Annotated in this window: 19 protein-coding genes and 3 pseudogenes; 6 read left to right on the top strand and 16 right to left on the bottom strand. The window is 49.9% G+C overall.

Going from position 1 to position 20,291, the window contains the following annotated elements; translation table 11 throughout:
- The first annotated feature begins 434 nt into the window (after positions 1-434).
- Both SGP1_RS33165 and SGP1_RS33160 read left to right on the top strand, forming a co-directional pair.
- Positions 435-1,076, top strand: a complete 642-nt coding sequence (locus SGP1_RS33165) for a reverse transcriptase domain-containing protein (protein WP_243466213.1) — start codon at positions 435-437, stop codon at positions 1,074-1,076.
- Positions 1,076-1,330 (top strand): hypothetical protein, encoded by a 255-nt coding sequence (locus tag SGP1_RS33160; RefSeq protein WP_243466212.1) that lies wholly within the window; start codon positions 1,076-1,078, stop codon positions 1,328-1,330. The genes SGP1_RS33165 and SGP1_RS33160 overlap by 1 nt, the downstream gene beginning before the upstream one ends.
- A 645-nt stretch (positions 1,331-1,975) precedes the next feature.
- Here the strand turns inward: SGP1_RS33160 and SGP1_RS35075 are convergent.
- The 9 genes and pseudogenes from SGP1_RS35075 to SGP1_RS09945 form a co-directional block, all read right to left on the bottom strand.
- Positions 1,976-2,107, bottom strand: a complete 132-nt coding sequence (locus SGP1_RS35075; protein WP_279379453.1) for a hypothetical protein — start codon at positions 2,105-2,107, stop codon at positions 1,976-1,978.
- A 495-nt stretch (positions 2,108-2,602) separates the two neighbouring features.
- Positions 2,603-2,983, bottom strand: coding sequence for a CopM family metallochaperone (gene copM, locus SGP1_RS09975; protein WP_011410986.1), 381 nt, complete (start codon positions 2,981-2,983; stop codon positions 2,603-2,605).
- A 101-nt stretch (positions 2,984-3,084) separates the two neighbouring features.
- Positions 3,085-4,134: an FAD:protein FMN transferase ApbE gene (gene apbE / locus SGP1_RS09970; RefSeq protein ID WP_011410985.1), complete on the bottom strand. Its 1,050-nt coding sequence runs from the start codon at positions 4,132-4,134 to the stop codon at positions 3,085-3,087.
- Between the two features lie 306 nt (positions 4,135-4,440).
- Complete coding sequence (locus SGP1_RS09965) at positions 4,441-4,740, bottom strand: hypothetical protein (protein ID WP_041867474.1); 300 nt, start codon at positions 4,738-4,740, stop codon at positions 4,441-4,443.
- A gap of 344 nt (positions 4,741-5,084) precedes the next feature.
- Positions 5,085-5,246: a YqaE/Pmp3 family membrane protein gene (locus SGP1_RS25580; RefSeq protein ID WP_011410983.1), complete on the bottom strand. Its 162-nt coding sequence runs from the start codon at positions 5,244-5,246 to the stop codon at positions 5,085-5,087.
- Positions 5,247-5,406: 160 nt separating this feature from the next.
- Positions 5,407-5,497: pseudogene (locus tag SGP1_RS29610) on the bottom strand (KGG domain-containing protein); the annotation flags it as partial.
- Positions 5,498-5,801: 304 nt separating this feature from the next.
- A pseudogene (gene yddG, locus SGP1_RS09955) lies at positions 5,802-6,537 on the bottom strand (aromatic amino acid DMT transporter YddG).
- Between the two features lie 137 nt (positions 6,538-6,674).
- Positions 6,675-7,545 (bottom strand): annotated as a pseudogene (locus tag SGP1_RS09950) (peptidase T).
- Positions 7,546-7,925: 380 nt separating this feature from the next.
- Positions 7,926-8,954: a cation diffusion facilitator family transporter gene (locus SGP1_RS09945; RefSeq protein WP_011410982.1), complete on the bottom strand. Its 1,029-nt coding sequence runs from the start codon at positions 8,952-8,954 to the stop codon at positions 7,926-7,928.
- A gap of 735 nt (positions 8,955-9,689) precedes the next feature.
- Between SGP1_RS09945 and SGP1_RS29605 the strand changes: the two genes are divergently transcribed.
- A complete protein-coding gene (locus SGP1_RS29605) occupies positions 9,690-9,875 on the top strand; it encodes a DUF1090 family protein (protein ID WP_041866842.1) in 186 nt (61 codons plus the stop codon).
- The gene (locus SGP1_RS36335) at positions 9,863-10,027 is read left to right on the top strand and encodes a hypothetical protein (RefSeq protein WP_158302371.1); all 165 of its coding nucleotides are present in this window, start codon (positions 9,863-9,865) and stop codon (positions 10,025-10,027) included. The genes SGP1_RS29605 and SGP1_RS36335 overlap by 13 nt, the downstream gene beginning before the upstream one ends.
- A 328-nt stretch (positions 10,028-10,355) precedes the next feature.
- On the opposite strand, the gene SGP1_RS09935 is transcribed toward SGP1_RS36335, so the two are convergent.
- Positions 10,356-10,556 (bottom strand): hypothetical protein, encoded by a 201-nt coding sequence (locus SGP1_RS09935; protein WP_041866841.1) that lies wholly within the window; start codon positions 10,554-10,556, stop codon positions 10,356-10,358.
- Positions 10,557-11,900: 1,344 nt separating this feature from the next.
- Between SGP1_RS09935 and SGP1_RS09930 the strand changes: the two genes are divergently transcribed.
- Complete coding sequence (locus SGP1_RS09930; RefSeq protein ID WP_011410981.1) at positions 11,901-12,647, top strand: glycosyltransferase family 25 protein; 747 nt, start codon at positions 11,901-11,903, stop codon at positions 12,645-12,647.
- Positions 12,648-14,731: 2,084 nt separating this feature from the next.
- Here SGP1_RS09930 and SGP1_RS09920 read toward each other — a convergent pair.
- Positions 14,732-15,655 carry an IS5 family transposase gene (locus tag SGP1_RS09920; protein WP_011409963.1) on the bottom strand — a complete coding sequence of 308 codons (924 nt, stop codon included), beginning with the start codon at positions 15,653-15,655 and terminating at the stop codon, positions 14,732-14,734.
- 428 nt (positions 15,656-16,083) lie between these two features.
- Between SGP1_RS09920 and SGP1_RS29595 the strand changes: the two genes are divergently transcribed.
- Entirely contained in the window at positions 16,084-16,524 is a 441-nt protein-coding gene (locus SGP1_RS29595; protein ID WP_148203317.1) for a hypothetical protein, read from the top strand.
- Between the two features lie 525 nt (positions 16,525-17,049).
- Here SGP1_RS29595 and SGP1_RS33155 read toward each other — a convergent pair.
- From SGP1_RS33155 to SGP1_RS31395, 5 genes are read right to left on the bottom strand one after another with little or no spacing between them, the layout of a single operon-like run.
- Positions 17,050-17,874 (bottom strand): phage tail protein, encoded by an 825-nt coding sequence (locus SGP1_RS33155; RefSeq protein WP_011409962.1) that lies wholly within the window; start codon positions 17,872-17,874, stop codon positions 17,050-17,052.
- A gap of 6 nt (positions 17,875-17,880) precedes the next feature.
- On the bottom strand, positions 17,881-18,534 hold the full coding sequence (locus SGP1_RS09905; RefSeq protein WP_011409961.1) for a DUF2612 domain-containing protein: 654 nt from the start codon (positions 18,532-18,534) through the stop codon (positions 17,881-17,883).
- Positions 18,531-19,757, bottom strand: coding sequence for a baseplate J/gp47 family protein (locus tag SGP1_RS09900; protein ID WP_011409960.1), 1,227 nt, complete (start codon positions 19,755-19,757; stop codon positions 18,531-18,533). The genes SGP1_RS09905 and SGP1_RS09900 overlap by 4 nt, the downstream gene beginning before the upstream one ends.
- Positions 19,657-20,037, bottom strand: a complete 381-nt coding sequence (locus tag SGP1_RS31400; RefSeq protein WP_166506343.1) for a hypothetical protein — start codon at positions 20,035-20,037, stop codon at positions 19,657-19,659. The genes SGP1_RS09900 and SGP1_RS31400 overlap by 101 nt, the downstream gene beginning before the upstream one ends.
- Positions 20,034-20,291 carry a DUF2213 domain-containing protein gene (locus SGP1_RS31395; protein WP_050747297.1) on the bottom strand — a complete coding sequence of 86 codons (258 nt, stop codon included), beginning with the start codon at positions 20,289-20,291 and terminating at the stop codon, positions 20,034-20,036. The genes SGP1_RS31400 and SGP1_RS31395 overlap by 4 nt, the downstream gene beginning before the upstream one ends.

Below are 20,291 nucleotides of genomic sequence, written 5' to 3'. Positions count from 1 at the left end.
TGGGGAGGAAGTGTGGAGCGAAACTGCGAGCCAATGAACAAGAATCGGATAGAAGGCGCTGGTGAGGGCGAGAAACCGTGAAACTCTTGTGGTCAAGGCGAGGTGGCGTAGTTCCGGCGGTTGTGCAGTGAAGGAGTGCGTTCTTACCTGGGGGGAGATCTCGCCTGAAAGGGCGACGGTGCAAGCCGGAGCGGGAAGTCAGCAGAGGTCGTAGTAGCCGCTCTGGGTGAAGGGCCGAACGAGAAAGGAGCGTCAAACGCCTTGCCGATGAATCGTGTATTGCATCAGATGTCCGCGCTAGCGGAGCAGATCGTTTCAGGGCGAAGTGAAACCTCGTCCAAAGCGCTCAGCGATGAAACCCGACTCCCGCGGCAAGAACCGGAAGACGCAGGGCGAGACTTGCTCATGCAAGCACTCGCGAGGGAAAATATGCAATGCGCGTGGAAACGCCTGAAGGCAAACAAGGAGCTGCGGGGGTCGATGGTCTGAGTATTGCGCAGACCGGACAACACCTGAAGTACGCGTGGCCGACCATCCGGCCACAACCGGTACGACGCGTAGGCATCCCAAAACCGGATGGAAGCGAACGTGAACTGGGGATACCCACCGTCATCGATCGTCTGATTCAGCAGGCACTGCTCCAGGTGCTGCAACCGCTGATCGATCCCACTTTTAGTGAATATAGATACGGGTTTCGCCCCGGTCGTCGTGGGCATGACGCTGTTCTTGCATCACATCAGTACGTACAAGATGGCTACCGCGTGGTGGTTGATGTTGATCTATCGAAGTTCTTTGATCGGATTAACCACGACATTCTGATTGATCGTTTAAGGAAGCACGTTAACGATGCTGGAGTGATCCGGCTGGTGCGTGCTTACCTGAACGCAGGAATCATGAAGGGCGGTGTGGTTGTCGAGCATGCGGAAGGGACGCCGCAAGGCTGCCCCCTCTCGCTTCTGCTGACCAACGTGCTTCTCGACGAAGTGGATCGGGAGCTTGAACTACGGGGACACCGCTTTGCCCGCTATGCCGATGACTGCAATGTCTATGTGCGCAGTGAGAAGACTGGCGAGTGATGAAACTGCTCAAGCGCTGCTACGACAAGCTGTACCTGAGGATCAATACATCGAAAAGTGCGGTTGCAAGCGGCTTTGGCCGCAAGTTTCGGGGTTATACCCTCTGGGAAGCCCCGAACGGCGAGATTAGACGCTTGGTGTCGAGAAAGGCGCTGGAGACGTTCAAGCAAAGGATCAGGCAATTGACTGGTCGATCGGGTGGACGCAGCATAAGCCAGGTAATCAAAGCACTACGCCGCTATGTACTGGGCTGAAAAGCGTATTTCCAACTAGCACAACACCTGTCGGCGGTACATAACGTGTTGACGATTGCTTACTTGGATTCCCTTGGCATGCCTAGCCTCACGTAACCTCAACTGCTCGAACCGCACGGTGCGGACCCGTATGCCGGGTGGTGTGGGAGGGGACCGGCCAGTTACTGACCGCCCCTATCCCGATCGTGCGCATTATATGACGCGTCTCTTAAATATTAGCTGTTTATCATAGATTTAATTTACTAGTGGTACGACATGCTTGCCATACAGGATTGATACGTTCGGTAGGAAAGTAAAATGCGAGGCAAAAAATGAAGCAAAAGTTTAATAAAAATAAACATAATGAAGCCCGGCACCCAGAATGAAAGACCAGCAAACTGGGGCGCTGGCCGGTGCCGAAGCTCAAAGGTCCATTTTTTAGCGCTAATAGCGGATGATGGTGCGAAGAGGACAGGGATTTTGTGGAGATGGTGCTGGCAGGCCGAAAGCCCTGCCAGCCGGGACAAACCTGGGCTCTAAGAACCCCACGCTGCCCTGCTCGCCCATGATCAAAGCCACTACGAGCGTAGCAATGCGCCAGTGAGCCAGCTTATCAGCCTTGGCTAATCAGCAAACGCTAAGCGGCTCCGTCAGCCGCCTTTGCCGTCAGATTTTACAGCCTTCGCAATCGTCTTCCGCCGACAGTGGCTCCGGCACTTCGTCAGCTTTCTTGTCGGCGTTTTTTTCTGCCTTCGCCAGTTCGGCATCAATATCAAATTCAAAAATGTCGTCATTCATCGCGCGATCTCCTGGAAGTCCTGGAGGTAGTATACCGGTTTTCCAGCCTGATTTTTATCACCCGGGGCTTTTTGGCACCGATAAATGACGTGGCGGCCTTGCGGGCCCGCAGACAAAAAACCCGGCTTCTCGCCGGGTTGACTGCAGTGAACAAACCGCTCAGATATCGAGGTCCTTTTTGCTCTTTTTGTCTGCACGTTTTTCCTTCAGTGTCTTCTCTGGTTTCTTCTTGGCCGCTTTATCTTTACCTCTGCTCATAAACGCCTCGCTTACTTGTGGGTTGAAGATGGGTTACCAAAAGATTCCCGATCATACACGGGCATAATTAGACCTACCAAACCTGGGCCGGGATTGCAAGCTGGACTTTGCCCGCCTCGGCAGCTAGCCTCAGCCTCAGCCTCAGCCTCAGCCTCAGCCTCAGCCTCAGCCTCAGCCTCAGCCTCAGCCTCAGCCTCAGCCTCAGAGACAAGTTCGTTAACTTGCGCGCGTCAAGGACTATTTTTTCTGGCCGTGCTCCGCCAGCCATTGCTGCATCGTTGCGATTTCAGCTTTTTGCGCGCTGATGACATTTTCCGCCATCTTGCGCATGGCCGGATCTTTACCGTACTTAAGTTCCACTTCCGCCATATTGATCGCGCCTTGATGATGAGGAATCATCCCTTGGGCAAAAGCGACGTCCGGATCGGCCGCTTTCACGCCGGCACTCATATCGCCGTGCATATCTTTCATCGAATCGAGATAAGCTTTACTGGCAGCGGAAAGCGTTCCCTGATCCTTTGAACCACTCATGCCGGCCATCTCATGGTGCGCGTCAGCGGCGCCGGCCACTAATGGCGCGATCAACAGTAACAGCGGAAAGAAAGGGTATTTACGCATCGTTTTCTCCTTAAGTTTTGTCTCCTAACGGTCAAACCTCTTAAGGCTTACCGAGTACAGTGCTATTGTCAAGACAAGGTTTCGCACCAAGCCCTGCGACGTTAGGCGTCCTTATCGCTATGCGAAATGATAAAGGAGGAAAACTGCGGCGACATCCAGGTGGTAAACCCGTGATCGGTTTTGGTAATCAAGAACACCGCCAAGCCTTCTTGCAGCGCCAGTTGCTTGGCTTTTTCCGTGCCGAGCACCATTAAACCGGTATCCCAACCGTCCGCTTCCAGCGCCGTTGTGGCAATGACCGTTGCCGAAACCAGTTTGTGATCTATCGGTCCACCGGTGACAGGATCAATAACATGGCTTACACGCTTCCCCTCAAGCTCATAGTAGTTCCGATAGCTGCCGGAGGTGCTGATACCGTGTCCCTGTAAATCCACGACAGCCTCCGCCGCCACGAATTCATCCGTCGGATGCTGGATAGCCACTCGCCAGGGCTGCTGGCAGGAAGACAAACCGCGGGTCAACACCGCGCCGCCTACCGACACCAGATAGCGGGTAATGCCCCGCTGCTCCAGCAAGGCAGCCAGGTGGTCGGTGGCATACCCCTCGCCGACGGTGGAAAGATCGACATACATGTCGGGCATCGATTTTTGCAGCCACTGCCCCTCACTGGTTTCAATAAGCCGCAGATGCGCCAGCCCAACGCGGGCGCGGGCGCTTTCTATTTGCTTAGCATCCGGCGTCTTTGTCGGTTGTTTTTCCGGGCCGAATCCCCACAGGTTCACCAGCGGCCCAATGGTAATATCCATCTCACCGCCGGTTTTCGCGCCAACACGCAACGCGGTAGAAATAATATCCGCCATGCCTGGGGTAATCGGTTGCGGCTCGGTGCCGTGATAACGGTTAAATCGTGATAAAATCGTATCGTCTTGCCAGGTGGAAATCTGGTGATTATCCTCAGCCAATCGTTGCTCTATTGCTTCATTGAGTCCCGTCAGAGCGGCCGCAGGCGGGTTTGCCACCAGCACGCGATAATAGGTCCCCATGGTTTTCCCTTCGGCACGCCAGGACTGCGCCTGTTCCGGCGGCGTGGCGCCGTCGCATCCGCCAAGCAACATCAGTGTTGCCATTATTACCCCTGTCAATCTGGTCATAGCATATCCTTTAACAGCCAATATCGCCGCCCAAAGCCTCAAAAATAGAGCCTTCTCCCAGCGGCAGAAAACGGTCAATATGCTGCCTGAGTCAACACGCAAAATCCATGCCCGCGCCGAATAAGAAAGGGGTAATTGATACAGGTGAGGTGTTGGCAGCCCAAAATACACCCGCTTTTTTTAAACGGTATTCAGGCAGACCATGAGCCGTCACGGCAAAGCCTAAGGGGTGGTGGTGACAAGACAAGCGAACTTCAGCCGCCAGCGCTGGCGAATAGCGCCAACGTCAGAAACCGTTTTTTACCCTCATAGCCCTGAATGCGGATTACCCTGGGCGTAATTAAACATTCGTTGCACCACCTCATCCGCGCCCTTGATGACTTCGGACAGATGTCGGTCGCTGCGATTCACCGCCTGGGAATAGGCTATTTCATGAGCTTCATCCACCATGGTAATGATCCTGTCGCGGGTTTGGACATCAAGATTACCCAGGATAGTGGTCAACACGACCTGATAGGCATGAGACGTCACCGTTAGTTGACGCTCCCGCGCCTCAAGCGCTTCAATACGGTCCAAAAGGACTTGATAATAGGGATCGTTCGCCATAATGATTTCCATTGCTTGACAAAAACAGCCGAAGCAGGATGATTGACTCAGCGCTCGACGGTAATTAAGGTCGCTTCGACTTTCGTCAGAGCGACAGCAATAATGGTCCGAGACGGCCCTTTGTCGAACGTTGCGATACCTAAGCCTTGACCCCATCATAGGCCCGTTCGTACTGACAAATAAAGCCCGACAGCCCTGCGCCGGCCGTCGTGGACGCGCGCACCGCTTAGCGACTGATTATCATTAGTATAGACAATTCCGGCACGACGGCGGAAACAGTAAGCGTCAGTTTGGCGAGAGAATAGCCCTGCCGGAGCAAAGCTATCATGGCAGATGAGAAAGGTCTAACGGCGGCTGGCAATCACCCAGACGGCATGGACAATGCCTGGGATATAGCCCAACAAAGTTAACAATATATTTAACCAGAATGCGCCGCGAAAACCCACTTCCATAAAAACGCCTACCGGCGGTAAAAGAATAGCAAAAATCACTTTAACGAAATCCATATCTACTCCTGATAAACACTCTTTCTCAGGACGAACATCGACAAACGTAATGGTCGAAAGCGCAGGGGGAACGTGAGATAGGTGTCACCGCCAGACGGCGCTGGCGGTGTTATTGCCTGTGGAAAGCCGGCGTTAAACGCCGTGAAGAACGGCTTTATTTCCCTTTATGCATGCCGCCTTTTTTTCCCTGCCTCAGAGGCTTTTTGTTTATCTTCAGCAAAATTTCCGGAACCGCTGAGATGTTCAGCCATAATAGCCTCCATTGATGATCATGACAGTATGTCATTAGCAAAAACCCGTGTTGTGCTTTGATATTGACAACGGAATGTATCGCGCTATCAATGCTGAAAGCGTAGTCAGCCGTTCACTCTTTCGCCAGACGGTCGAGCGGGCGAGATGGCAGTAATTGCTCTAGGCGCTTGATTGGAAAATTATTAACCTTTAATCATTAACTTATCGACTAAACAGAGTTCCGGGCTTCCGGTTGCTCCAACCAGGATGGCTCATTTGGCTGAGGCGTCATCGCCGGTGCGCCTCCCCACTCATCCGCGCTTATCAAGCACATCGGGTAAACCACCAGCAAATAAGCGACGCCGCGCAGACTATGACCACTCCCTGCCAGAAAGCAGAGGTTAAATCGACACCAGCCATAGGCTGGCGAACTCCTCCGAAAACACGAGGGTAAAATAAGAAGCGGTGGCAAGCAGTGTCATATTGCCCTGAATAATGCTGATGTTCCATGCGGCGTAAGACGTGCCCATTATGGCGCCGGCGTATTTCCGTGTCACATTGCAATAAAGGGCCCAAATGATGGCTCCGCAGAATGCCAGAGTGTAACTCAACGGATTTTGTCTGATATTGTGCAGCATAATGCGTAACGGAGTCCAGGTTCCATCAGCGCACATTAACCAACCAATACCGAAGAGAGAAAGCAATAACCCGGCATACACCGCCGGTCCCCCGCGCTGGCCGTTCATCAAAATTGCCAGCATCAGGTTAAACACGGCCACAGATAATTGATCATGCCCAATTCGATGGCCTGGCCCCGATCACTGGCATAACCAAGGGACAGCGCCAGGCAGATTTCGTAGATGGCAAACAACAGACCGCCCCAATAAAAATAGGCCCGGGAACAGCCGCGCATTTTCGGCCAACCGATGAGCAAGAATAAAAACACCGTGCTTACTCTATAAAGCATCGCAGCACCGCCCGCTGCACCTAACTCTTCACTGATATCGCGTATTAGCGCAACACTGGTGCTCCAGAGTAAAATCGCCGCGCCTCCCAGCAGCGTGGCGTTATTACGCTAAATAACAATTGGCATGATACAACAGTTTTCCTCTTTTACCTGTTTGGTGTCGCCGGTAACTGATGCCGCGGGCGGTAACCCCATAACGCTTAAGGTTGTGTGGCGGCAAGCAGGCAAATCTATCGGGTCAGCAAATAACTGCTAATAAAGGCGCTGACCGGTAAAAATTCAAAGCGCGAATGAAAATTATGGGCGCCGGTAAAGTAGTTAGGGGTAAATATTCCTCTGACGGACAGCGCCGCACCGCCAGTGCCGCCGCGCATGGGAATGATTTTAGGCGCAATCGCCAGCTGCTCCAACGCATGCAACAGTAAATTAATGGCGCGCCGGCCTATTTCAGCCGCAGCGGCGTTGAAGTTTTCATAGACCACCTCGTCTTGTTCACAGCAATCGATGGTATAGGCAAAATCCACCGCAAACCGGCCGAGATCCAGCGCTTTGGCGCCCCGCAGGCCAATTTCTTCATCGGGCACAAACGCCACCACAATATCACCATGGGGCGTCGCGGACGTCAGATTTTCCAACAGGGTCATGATCACACTGATGGCGGCTTTGTTATCCGCGCCAAGCACGCTCTGGTCCCGCGCTAAACAGAATATCTTGCCCGACATAGGGCAAAATTTCAGGATGCTCCGCCACCCGAAACCAAATATCCTGGCGCAGATTAAGGCAGAGATCGTCTCCGGTAAACGCTAGCCGCTGTCGATGAATGTCAGCCGACAGCCCGATATCCACAGTATCCAAATGCGCAATGAAGCCGATACGTGGCGCACCGGGCTTATTAGCCCGTTTGACTGCGGTGACCGTAGCTTGTCCATCGATGACGATGTCATCAAGCCCGAGAGAGGTTAACTCCCGGGCCAGCATAGCCGCAAGCTGCTGCTGCCCGGGGGTACTGTGCAGTTGAGCGGACGCCACATCGCTTTGTGACGTCACCGCCAGATAGCGGAAAAAACGGTGGACCAACTGACTTTCGATCGCATCAGACATGGGGGCGTCCTTGGGGATAACGGCTTAAATCCGACCTGGAGCAGGTTAACACCTGCAGGCATAATGATCGGTTTTGCCTGCGGGAACCACTCTTTGTCCGGGCGTCCCTCAATCAAGACAGAGAGAGTCTATTTCAATCCTGACTTCAGCTCTTTTTCCATCATGACCCATTTAATGCAACCACGTAGCACGCTGATAAGAACGTAGACAAAAAAAGCGACATTAAATGAACATCCTCCCCCTCGCGTGTGACCAGTCAGACAATATGCACCGAGGTATGGCCGAGCATCACTTCTGCCCGTGCGGCTAAGGCTATAATATCGGTGAATATTTGAATTTGAATAATTATTTTTTCGCATTGCCGTTAGATGGTAGCTTCATTAGGTCATCCCGCTCCGATGATGACGAAAGTGATGTTGGGCACCCACGTTTTTTTCGGTGGATGTTTTTTCGCTTGTAAGACGTCCGCCTTCAACGCCAGAGGTTAACGCCTGAACGCTATTTAATGAGATCGTCGAGACGTTCATCGGCGAGATAGCGGCCGGCTCCAGGTGTGCGGAAACCTCAGCCGCGACGAACAATGCCTTGACCGCAGCTTCGGCCCGATCGCAGATGGCATGCCCTGCATCGACGGTAAGTTGCCCGTCCACTTCCACATGCAGCTCCACGAAAACCCTGTCGCCGCCGTTGCGGGTACGCAGGTCATGTACCCCTTCTACGCCAGGACAATTGAGCGCCGCGGCGGTAATACGCCGACGATCGGCGCTATCCAGTTCGCGATCGAGTAATTGCAGCATAGCTGACTGAATTATACCGCGCGCATTCCATACCATATAGCAGGAAATCGCCAGCGCACCGCTGGCGTCGGCCCTGACCCATCCAAACTGATTTTCAAGGACCAGCGCGCAAAGAACCGCGATATTTACCGCTATATCGGTTATGTAATGCGCACGGTCGGCGGCTATCGCCGTCGATTGCGTATACTTCACTACCCGCGTTTGCATCGTCACCAGCAGGCTGGCGCATAGCGTACTGGCCACGATCACAATGATACCGAGTCTCTGCACGGCAAGCGGCTGAGGGGTGATTGGACGGCTGATGGACTCTACGCCCAACGCTACCTCCGCCGCCGCCAGCCGCCGCGCCTGCACGAAAGCGGCGATAGCTTCGGCTTTACCATGACCGAACCGGTGGCCGCGATCTGCCGGCCGCTGAGCATAATATCCCCCCACCAGCGTGACCATTGACGCCAATACATCAACCAAGCCATCCGCCGCTGAGGTCAGTAATGCAATGGAGCCGGTTTCAATCCATGCCCAAATTTTGATGTATACCAGCGTTAACGCAACGCCAAGGGATACCAGGGAGGCAAGACGCGTCAGGCTTTTTTTAGACAGCTTAGCAATCATGATGCTTAATCCAGATGATAATCATTTACCGTCTATGCTATAAAATAATAAAATTTATATGCTTATTATGTGAGTTCAGGTTTTAAAAAAAAGTTTTTTTTGCTAATGAGAAATTAAAGGCGCCAAATAACGCATTAGGCTCATACATTACCTTGCGCAAAGTAAAACAACGCCATAATGACTATTATCACCCCTTATAAAACGGCGCTACCGATAGGGTTCGCAGCTCGCTGGTAGCCCGCTTTCCAATAGAGACGTTCAAACTACCTCAGGGAGATTATAGGTAATACATCACCTCTACACTTATCACCAAGGTGATAGAGAACATTTACTTATTCTTCTCTTTTTGTGGAAAGGCGCCGATCAGGTTCATCGTCTATCGAAAAAAGGTTGCTCAGGGATTAATCTTAAACTTTGCACATCGCGGCTATGTGGGGGAGGTCTTGTAGCCAACATCGTTATAACTTCGTCCCCACGATGATCGTAAGGCAGATATGTTGGATTGGGACATCATGAAAATCAAACTATAATTATTCTCATCAAGACTTTTCAGTAAGATTACCCGTCATGAGGCATCCCAGACAGTGACTTACGATTTATTGCTAGCAATTAGCACTGAGTCACTTTTTCGCACCCTAGAGGAAGTATGACATATTTCCCCCAACGGTTAACTCTGGTAAAGGTAAGCTAAAATTATTATGCATACATTTATCTTTTACCTTGAAAGGATTAGCTATGAAATTGACATTTTCTTATCTGACGTTAATCAGTTTTATGATGGGTATTTCTGCTCAAAACGCGCTGGCGGCGAGCGGTTGTACGGCCAAACAGCAGTCGGTACAAACGCAACTATCTCATGCCCGCGCCCAGGGTAATACTCTGCGCGTGCAGAAGGTCTGGAGAAAGCATTGTCTGAAATAGCCACCCATTGCCACGATGACCAGCTTCAGGCAGACCGTCAACATCAAGTCATCGACAAGAAAAGCAAATTGGCGCACGGCAACGTGAACTCGCCCAGGTCCGCCAGACGGGCGATAGCGATAAAATTAACAAAAAAAGGTTGCGCGCGCTGAGCAAGAACTGGCGGAGGCACAATCTGCATTAAAGCAGTAAGTCGACGCGCAGACGAGGAAACGACTATTAACCTATAAGCGCTGCGTAACGGCGCTAGCCGTCAAAAGAACAGTCTGTTTTACCAACACAAAAATATGCGGTAATGCTAAGCCTTCTTTTACGACGTCGCCGTTTACGCCATTTTCTTCGTTTCTTACATCAGGTATATCCAAATGCCGAAAGGAGATCGCGCTGCGCAAAAACCACGCTTGCCACCGGGTAAGTTTTAGACGAATTTTTTACGTATTGTCGTAATGCGCGATTGACTGGCAGCGGGCGACTCGCTTTTTACTCCCCTGCCCGTCGCAGCAATCTGCTCAGCGCTGTATACAGCGCTTCTTCATTATCGTCTTCTAGAGTGATTCCCGCATTGTTAACAATAGTGGACAACTCTCTATTTATTGCATCCATCCATTCTTGACTATTCATTTCAGGGGCGACGTTCCCTTTCTGGGCATTATCGCCCACCACCGCTATCAGTTTTTTCATGGCGATATCCTGGCTTGGGCACAGCTGTGTTTGGCCGCACCGTTTATTACCACCGTAATGCTTACACGAAACAAAGTCGCTAATCATTACGATGTCAAATACGTTAAACTGCTAAAGATAATTCTGAAAAATCCCCTGTCTATCTTTGTTCTGCGGCAGCTCCAGTTGCATTAGGCACGATTGGATAACGCCCATCGATAGGAAAGCATTATGCTTTGGCGAAGACTATCAATTCTAACGATTAATACTTTTGATTCTTTTATAAGGTTAAAGCTGAGGGCTCAGATGTGAAAAGTGCTCGCTTTACCGACCTTATACGGTAACACTCTTAAAGGTGACATAGAGACCGTATCATTTTCATTAATTAATTAAAGCAAATAATTTTAAATCATCACTTGACGTCATCGGAATCCCTCCAACCTATACATACCGGAGATAAGCAATCTGGCCAGCAGTTTTTGGGTCGTCATAGAATAACTATTAAACGGAATGTGTCGCTTGTCAATACATTTCCCCCAACCCTGAAGATTTATTTCTTAAGGAATTGGCATTCAGGCCAATGGGCCAATATTATCCACAAGAATTCACCGAACGCCATCAGAAAAATCCTTTTATTCTAGCAAGTGTTAATTTGATCGAATGGTTCTAACGCCCTTATTGTCCAGAAGTAGTCCCCATCCTATATGGGTATAATTATATAAAGATTAATTATAAAAGAAATTTTTTACATTTCACGCAGTTAACCACATAGCGACACTCCCGCATTGCTGTATAGAACGTTGGTGCTAATGCTTTCTCACCGTCGACGTGAGTAACAGGGAGCGTAGGATGCCGTTTTACTGGACGTGCACCCCTGACGTTGTGTGACCCGGGGCATCTTTGCCTTAATGCGTTAATCATTCTTTATTAAGGGCTAACTACCGCCATTTTCCTCTGAATGGCATAACCAATGCCAGCCAAGGCAGGTAAACAACGCCAAGTTTAAGACGGTCGGGTTTGGGGTCGCGTTAAACATGTGTTACCGGAGCGCTGATTCGTTATCTGCTCGTCCTGGCCTCAAAAGGAATTTAGTTTACTTTAAAAAAATTATATTAATTATTATTAAAATAAATTTAATAAATAATACAATGCTACAAAAGCCGCATGATAAAGGGTGCGTGAATTTCTCGCCAGAGCGGAAGTTTTGCTGCTATTATTCACAACGCTCGTAGCACCTAGGCCAAGAGAAACAGGTGAATGCAATTCAAAATTTATATATAGAACAATAATATATTCACAAATTTTATTTATTGGGATCGCGTAATTAGAGACGCGCATCTTTTTAATCGACCTCAGGGAGAAGGCGTGAAAATTTTCATCATCAATCTGAAAGAATCCTTTAGGCGCCGTCAATGTATTGAATATCAGTGCCGGCGTTACAATCTGGATTATGAATTTACCGAAGCCGTAAATGGTCACTCTCTCAGCAGCGAGGAAATCGTGCAGCATACACGTACCATCAATTACGCCACCCGTCCGGGTGAAATAGGGTGTGCGCTTAGCCATATCTATATCTATCGCCTTATTTGCGAGCGGGGCCTGGAACAGGCTCTGATCCTTGAGGATGATGCCAAGATTACGCCGGAAGCCATTCCGCTTATTCAACAAATCGCTCTGCGCAATGATCCCAATCGGCCGCTGCTGACCCTGCTCACTACCTGCAATCAATACTTGAAGAAACCCATTCATGTGCTGGATAAAACGCATAGCTTGCACAGGGTCATTGATGCCGCCATGACGCACGGCTATGTCATTAATCGCGCGGCCGCGCGCAATATGGCGGCGGCCCTCTATCCGGTATGGATGGTGGCGGACAAATTTTCTCTCTTTCAGGATTACTCGCTGTGCCAGGTTCGCGCCGTCGTGCCGCCGGTCATTTTGCATAGCATACATGCCGGTCAGTCCAACATCGCTAGCACCCCTAAACCCACGGCGACGCGCCTGGCCATATGGCAAAACTTAAAGCATCACATGCCCTGGCGGGTGAAATGCAAACATTCGCTTTGGCGACTATTAGTCAGACCGTTTTTGTCTATAGTGAAACATCGCTAATCCATGGGCCTCTCCATAAATGATGCCGCCGACCCGACGCTGGCTCAGCTCCACCTTGATCCGAACAAAGGGGAGCTTTAACGAAGTCATGGAAGAAAAGCTTTCGCAACCAGCCAGAGCAAAGAGGTAATGATCCATCCTTATCGGAATCTCCTCACTGTAAATCGCGCATTTAGACGAATAATGGCGTTTCCCAAAAGGTCCCCTGTCCTTATGTGCATACACCCTTCTTGGCTCTGAAAAGCAGATATTATGTCACTGACAGGTCTAGTCTGGTGGTGCTCTATCACCCGGCAAAGCGCCGCCACAGCCCGGTGATGTCGATCGTGATCCCCTGCAGGACAGCGCTTTTGGGCCTATGACTCAGTCTCGCCAGTGGAAAAGAACCCTGGTTCAAAGATTCGCTCGATTCTTCCTTTTTCCCCTTATTCGTATCAGGCCGCGAAAACTTCCGCGCCCAGTCTTTACCTTTAAAGCCCGTTAATGGGCCTGATAGACGAACACCCATTCCAGGATAACGATACCGTTTACGTATAGCCGGGCGGAGCGAAGCCGGACTTTCATTAATGCCACGCGCGCATAAATCTTGTCTATGGTCTACACGCCTAAGTTAGCTGTAAGGAAAAGAATAACTTTATTAGAGTGAGATTCATCGCGTTACTTCATCAAATAAAAAGGGCTTTCATCTGCGGATTAAGACCGTTTTTTTGCAGACGGAATTGTATTTGCCACGAACGTAAGTAGCGCAACAAATGATAGGCGCGTAGCCCATTTCGCCAGCTTCAGCGCCCGTCAACTCTGACGCATTTAACCTCCCCCCGTATCGGGGGCGGATTTCAGTGTCTTTCGCTAAATGTCGTTTTCGTGGTGCCTCACTGCCATTTAGCTTAATTCCCTGAATATTAATATAATAATATGGAGATCGTTTGAAATGGAAGAAACAACAAACATACCTATCGTTCTGGTTCATGGCTATCATGGCAACCCCAGCGTCATGAACAATCTTGAGAATTTCTTTCTACAACACAACCAACCTAATATCTACAAGTTTGACTATAGTAAATCAACGTAACAACGCATTGAGAATAACGCCAATAGACTCTGGGCATGGATAAATAAAACTATTTCACCCATAGGAAAAATCATTCTGATCGGTCACTCTATGGGCGAGTTGGTCATCATAAAGATGGCTGCTGACCACCCTAGCCTTGATGTGGTGAAGTTGATCACGTCAGCCAGTCCAAACTATGGTGCCATGCTTGTGGGTTGGTGTCCTAGCCCAATCGGTGGCATATGCACAGACGCTGTTAATGATATTGCGCCATCCTCCTCTTTTTGAAAAAATTAAACGAAAAAACTAGCAACACCTATTCTGAAGACAGCGTATTGACTTATGTTATTGAAAATGATGAATTGGTCAAGGTAAAACAGGGCATTATCGAGTAGGCGTTGTATCTGGTGGTCAATGCCGATCTAAAGCGGGGAACCAGTGAGAAACACAGTCGTATTCTAGAACAGCACGACGTTTTTGAGGTTTTATTAAAGTTTATCCAAGGAAAGATCAGAACCATTGCAGCCGGTCCTAAACTGTGGGACGCAGAGTGTTCGAAGAGTTTCACTCTTCATGATAGCGATGCGGAAAGGATGTCAGATTACGCAAGATCCCGCGGGGAATAAGATGTTTAAGGGTCGCCCAGAAATACGATATTCAGACATCGCCCAATAGAAAGTAACGTGCTCGTAGAAAATCTGAAATTCAGGTCACTGCGTCGCAGAGGCAGCATTTTGCAAGCTTAGAGAAAATTCATTATTTTGCGGAAATCAAATCTTGATTTGGTGAAAATTATAGTGCGGAGTGCTCAACAGAGCAAAAAACTTGTCATGAGCTACTGAAAATGGCAGAGAGACAGAGATTTGAACCCTGGAAGGGATTGTTCCCTTAACGGCTTTCGAGACCGGTTTAAAATCATTATTTTTCAATTTCTTACTACAAATCCTTGGAATAAAAGGTTAGATTTCATACACGAAATGGCTTTGTTGAATAAATCAGAACTTGTGACTACGCCCCCCTAGCAGATCGATTGTTACGCGATCCGGATGCTGTTCGGCATTCCTAACAGCGTCATTTTGTTAAGCGCTTTGACCATCGCCATTGCCTCACCTACCTGCGCATCATAGTCACGCAGACTTAGATGATCGCCCATAAGCGTTTTGAACCGGAATATCGCTGTTTCAGCCACTGAGCGTCGATGATAGCCCACTTGCTTTTTCCATACATCGTTACTGCCGCTTAGATGCTGATTCGCAACGGCGTAGTTACGCTCATGGTATCGGTCTGGCCAATATTGCGCCCCACCTCGTGGAGGAATAAGAGGCCTTATTTTCTTCCTCAGCAGAGCATCATGACAGTAGCGGGTATCGTAAGCGCCATCAGCCGACGCTTCCCTGATTTTCCGCTGGGTCTGGTTTATCAGAGCGGGTAGGGCCTGAGCATCCGTCGTACCGCTGAGCGATAAGTCAGCACAGATAATCTCATGCGTTACACTGTCTGCGGCCATATGCAGCTTACGCCACACCCTCCGTCTGTCGGCACCATGCTGTCGGACTTTCCATTCGCCTTCGCCAAAGACCTTCAGGCCGGTTCCGTCAATGACTAGAGGTGAGATTTCACCACGGGTAGGCGTTTTTATGCTGATCTTAACTGTCTTTGCTCGCTTGCTGATCAGCGAGTAGTCTGGGCATCTTAGCAGCAGCACCATCAGTTTAAAAATGGCGTCAACGAAGCCCTGTAAAGCGCTTAACGAAAGGCCAAACACGCGTTTCATCATCAGAACAGTGGTGATAGCCATATCTGCGTAGTGAAGCGGCCGGCCACGCCGTTCAGGCGTTGTTTTTTCCGTCCATGCAACAATTGCCGACTCATCCAGCCATATCGTCAGAGCCCCGCGCTGCTTGAGAGCTTTGTTGTAAGTGGACCAGTTGGTTATTTTAAACTTTTGCTTTGCCATGGAGTGCAGATGTTGAAATGACGGTAGTGATCTGAGCAGACGATCACCTAAAAGTTATATTTATCCAACAAAGCCTTGGAATCCTGTAGCATCATTTTCGGTAGGGCCTATTCCGCAATGGTTTAGTAATATCTATTGGCTAATGTATGGACTCGGCGGTATAATTAATATCTTTTTTATTAATAATCCCAAAACCTACATTCTGTCTGCATCTATATTTTTATTATTTACATTTTATGCAATATACAAATCCCATGTAATTAGCTCATTAAAAATATTCATTACATTATCTTTGCTTGGCATCATGCTATCCTTTATCATTAGTTCTACTGAAGACGAAGAAAAACACGCTCAATTCTTTGTGAATATAATATATTTAGGTCTTTCTATTATATTTACCGCAGCCATTAAATCAAAAAATAGTTAGTGTGTTTTTTATCTCTATTTTATTCTTATCTCAACTTTATTCTCATACTCAAGAACCCAAAAAACTACTACCCCGGTCCGCAAATCAATTATATACCTTTGTTAAAGAGAACAACCTAACTTATGGTTATAGTCTTTATTGGGGTGCTCAAGCATTGGCTGTCAGTTGGATTTCAGGATGGCATAACATTATACGACCTGTAATGTTCGATAAAAAAAACGGCTCTATAATATTTTCAGGACGATCCCAGACTTTCACATATTGGTATAATAATGTTCATAAAGGAAGAACTTTTATTGCCATCATGAAAGATGTTGAAGAGTGTCATGACTTAGATAGATGCTTAATCGGAGTAAAACATCGACCAGGAGAGCCTGATGAAATACTAACTCATAAAGATATGACATTTTATATATACAAAAACGGCATATTTATTAAATAATCTATGAAGCCAATATTCAGTATATATTGACATTTATATTTCTTCATGTATTCATATACATTGTAACCACCTCATCATGCCGTTTAAATCAAAGAAGCAGTAAGACCTGCTTCTTATTCTACTACAAGCTACACAGGTGGATTTACGATTGCATTTCTAATCATTGTAAAACTATTATCATCATAGAAAAAACCATCATAATACATCTCTGGCTGACAAAATGTTTTCTCGTCGTACCTAACGGTGTAATAACCGTCGTGCTTATAGTCATCGCTGGCGACAATGATATTTTTAACCCTGTTGCTGTTTTCAGGTATCAGCGCATACGATCCTGTGTGTTCCTTTATAAGTACTCCTCGACAATAATCAGACCATCGCCACCGTGTCCAGAACCATAGTTAGTATTTTCATCGGCATAGGCCCCCATCGCACTGCCTCCACCGGGAAACGAACCATAATCGCCACTTGTAGAGACATGGGGCAGTGCGTTATAGCTGCCAAAAGAAGCCCCGCCGACGCCGTTGATTAAAAAACCGGAAGCGTAGGTTCCCCCTTCCCGGACTGCCCACCGACCATCATTACGTTTCCACCTGCGGGTTCACCGCCTTTGGCTAACCCTTTGCCAATCAGACCACCCTTGCCGCCGCCACAGATAACATGCTTGCCAAAATACGACCCGCCCCCATCGCCACCATCCAGTGAAACACCGTCTGCCGATGCGGCTCCGCCCGTACCCACTTCAACACTCACGGACGAAAACGACGTTGCATCCAGTAGCACCTCGGCATAGGCCCCGCCCGCGCCGGACACCGAACCCCGACTTTGTTTGGACATGCGTGCACCACTGCCGCCAGCGCCCCAGCATTTCACGCGGATTTTCCGTGTCCCCGGCGTGGGAGTATAGATGCCGCTTTCGGTGAAGGACTGGATATTCAGCAGGCGGCCACCACTGAGATTATCGACTATCGCCTTCACGGCTTTTGGCATCGCAGCCAGCGTCTCACTGTCGCTGTTAGTGGCGCTGCTGAGTTGGGTGATACCCGCCGTTTTCAGTGATGCGGCTGGCACGGTATTATTGACATTCTTAGAGAGCGCTTGAATTAACCCCGCCTGAAGTTTATCCAGGTCGCCGTCGTCAGCCACATCACTATTATTGGTATCGGCAATAAACTGCGCCACCACATGCGCAATCACCGATGCCTGCCGCCAGACCGTATTGAGCTCCTGCGAACGGGCGACACCCGCGCTAAAGCCATTACTGCGCGAGCGCAACGTCTGATAGTCTTCCGCCGACAAAACGTTAGCGCCGTCTGCCGTCGCAAACGGTAAAAATTCATTCTTGGCCATCATTATTCCTTACAGTTTTACCGACCAGCTGCCGGTATCAAATCCATCCACATAACCATTACGGATATCAAAACCAAAAATGCCGTTGTCGCCCTCTGAGCCACTGTAGGCATTGAGCTTCACCCCTTCTGGTTTGATATTGAGATACCCCTGACGTATTACCGCCTTGATGACTTCAGGCACCACCCCGCCGGTCAGATAGACGTCCATCGACATATCCTGATTGTCGGTAAAGAAGATATTCACCGTTCTATCCGGTATCACCCCTTGATAAATAGCCGCCAACATCTCACAGGTACCGTCCCAGTGATTGGCTCGAATTTTGGCCCGCAGTATGGCGCGGTAGGTCTCATCATCCAGCTCGGTAAAACCGCTGTCGGCATCAAAGCGCCTTTTCCAGCTGCCCTGGTCGAATCCCACCCGGTCAGTATCGAGGGCAAAATACACCCCGGTAATCGGTGTTTTCACATAGCGCGATAGCCCTATCCACTCTCCGATGGCATCCAGTTGTTTCCCAAAGGCGCCCTCCAGGCTGAACAGCGCGTTAAGCTGGCCCGCCAGCGCGGCGATATCTTGAAGCGGCCGCGTCATAAGCTGGATATGGCGCACAAACTTTGGCGCCGCCCAATGCTGCGGCGTCACGAAGTCGGTGTAATCCCTCATGTGGTCACCACCAAAGTGAGATGCTCGGTTGTGCCGCTGAGCGCCTCATTGAAGGCCACAAGCAGATTCTCTTCTTTAACCGCTTGGGCCGAGCGCCCGATTTTTATTGCCGTGATGTCGTAGGTCTGTCCTTCTTCGTCACCGGGCAGATTGGCCGGCAGATACAGACGCGTCAGATAAAGATTATCGCCAATCAGCTGCTGGTTAATGTAGGCCGCCACCGCTGAGCGGATTTTATCGCCGGTTAGCGTAGTGTAGCCGGTAAAGGCAGTCAGGGTTATTTCCACCGCCACGTTGACTTCGCGAGGACGGGAAAAGCGGATATCTTTCGGCAAACCGTAACGGTCGATGACCTTGACCAGGGTATCGCCATAGGTGCCTGCGCCAGGCGTTTTTTTCAACGCTATCGCCTGGGCAATCGCATTGACATCACCGCCATCAACTATCATGGCAATAGAGTGCGCTGGCAGGCCGTTTTTATCTGTCTCGCCCGTATCATTTTCAAATCCCCGCAACCGTACCACACCGGGCAGTAAACTGACCGCGCCCTGAATACCGTCCAGCACCGTGCGCGACGGTAAGGCAACGGATTTCTTCTGCCGAGCACGTAATGCGCTGTCCCGCTCAACCGGCCTGCCGGGTGTGGCAGCGGCCGGGTTGGTCACCGTCTGCCACCCCCGCGTCGGGGTCGCTATGTCGCTGATATCGCCGGGAGCCGCCGTGATATTACCGGCTGCCGTACAGACGGCGGTCACTCTGGCCTCACCGTGCGTATCGAAAGTCACCCGCTCAGGCAGGCGCCAGGTCTGGCCATTGCGGTCGCTTACGCTGCCGTGGGTAATAACGGTGCCAACCTGACCGGTCAGCAGGACATCAGCCTGGGAATACCCCGAGGCATGCCGGGTGATACCGTTAATCGCCACCGTGTTAGACAGGGCCGCGCCGGTACTGGTCATGGGGCTAAAGCTGTTGTAGGCGGCGATAACCGCGTTGTTGGCATCGTGGAGAGCCAGCGCGTAAATCGCTATCATCTGGCCGTCCTTGCTGTCCGGCGACAGATAGCACTCCCGGCCGTAAATCTGGCGAAAATAGCCGGTGAGCTGTTGCAGTATCGTCTGATAATCAGGTGCAGTGATGCCGCTGTCGGTGACGGTCGCCGATAGGCCAAGGGTATCGAGACAGATTAATGCCAGGCTGAATAAGTTCGGCTCGATAAGCCGCATCGCCTGTGCGGCCTTCCAGCTTATCCAGGCGGGCCATGATGGTTTTTATGTAAGACGGCACCGCTTCACTTTCGTCCGCCGTGGGCTCCACAATGGCTTTCGCCTCAGGCGGCAGAGGCTGTTGAGGTGGAAGGTTAATGTTGATGACGCCGGGTTGATCGTCTGCATCGCCTGTGATGGTGCGAGGCGCATTCTGCATCAGTTCAGCCGTGGTGTCGGCGTCGCCCGTTTTGATGGCACTTCTGAGCTTCTGATACCAGCTCTGATGACATTTGCTCATTGTGAAACTGTCTCTATCGAGCAGATAATTCCGGCTCTGCCTTTAGGGACAAGAGCCACATGATTACCGGTGATCTGGTACTGTATTGCCTTACCGGGTCCGGTTTGCCTGTACTTCGCGTCATAGCCGCAGGACATCTCTCGCAGGCCGCTATCGATGGCCTCTATCGCTATCTCGTCCTTGATAATAAGGTCGGCGATCAGTAACCCCGACGGCTCATCGTCTCCCTGGCGAATATTGCTGACATGGCCCAC

Source organism: Sodalis glossinidius str. 'morsitans', assembly GCF_000010085.1.
GTDB classification, from domain to species: Bacteria; Pseudomonadota; Gammaproteobacteria; order Enterobacterales; family Enterobacteriaceae; genus Sodalis; species Sodalis glossinidius.
The sequence above is the reverse complement of the archived record's forward strand: the minus strand, read 5'-3'. Positions and strand labels throughout refer to the sequence as shown.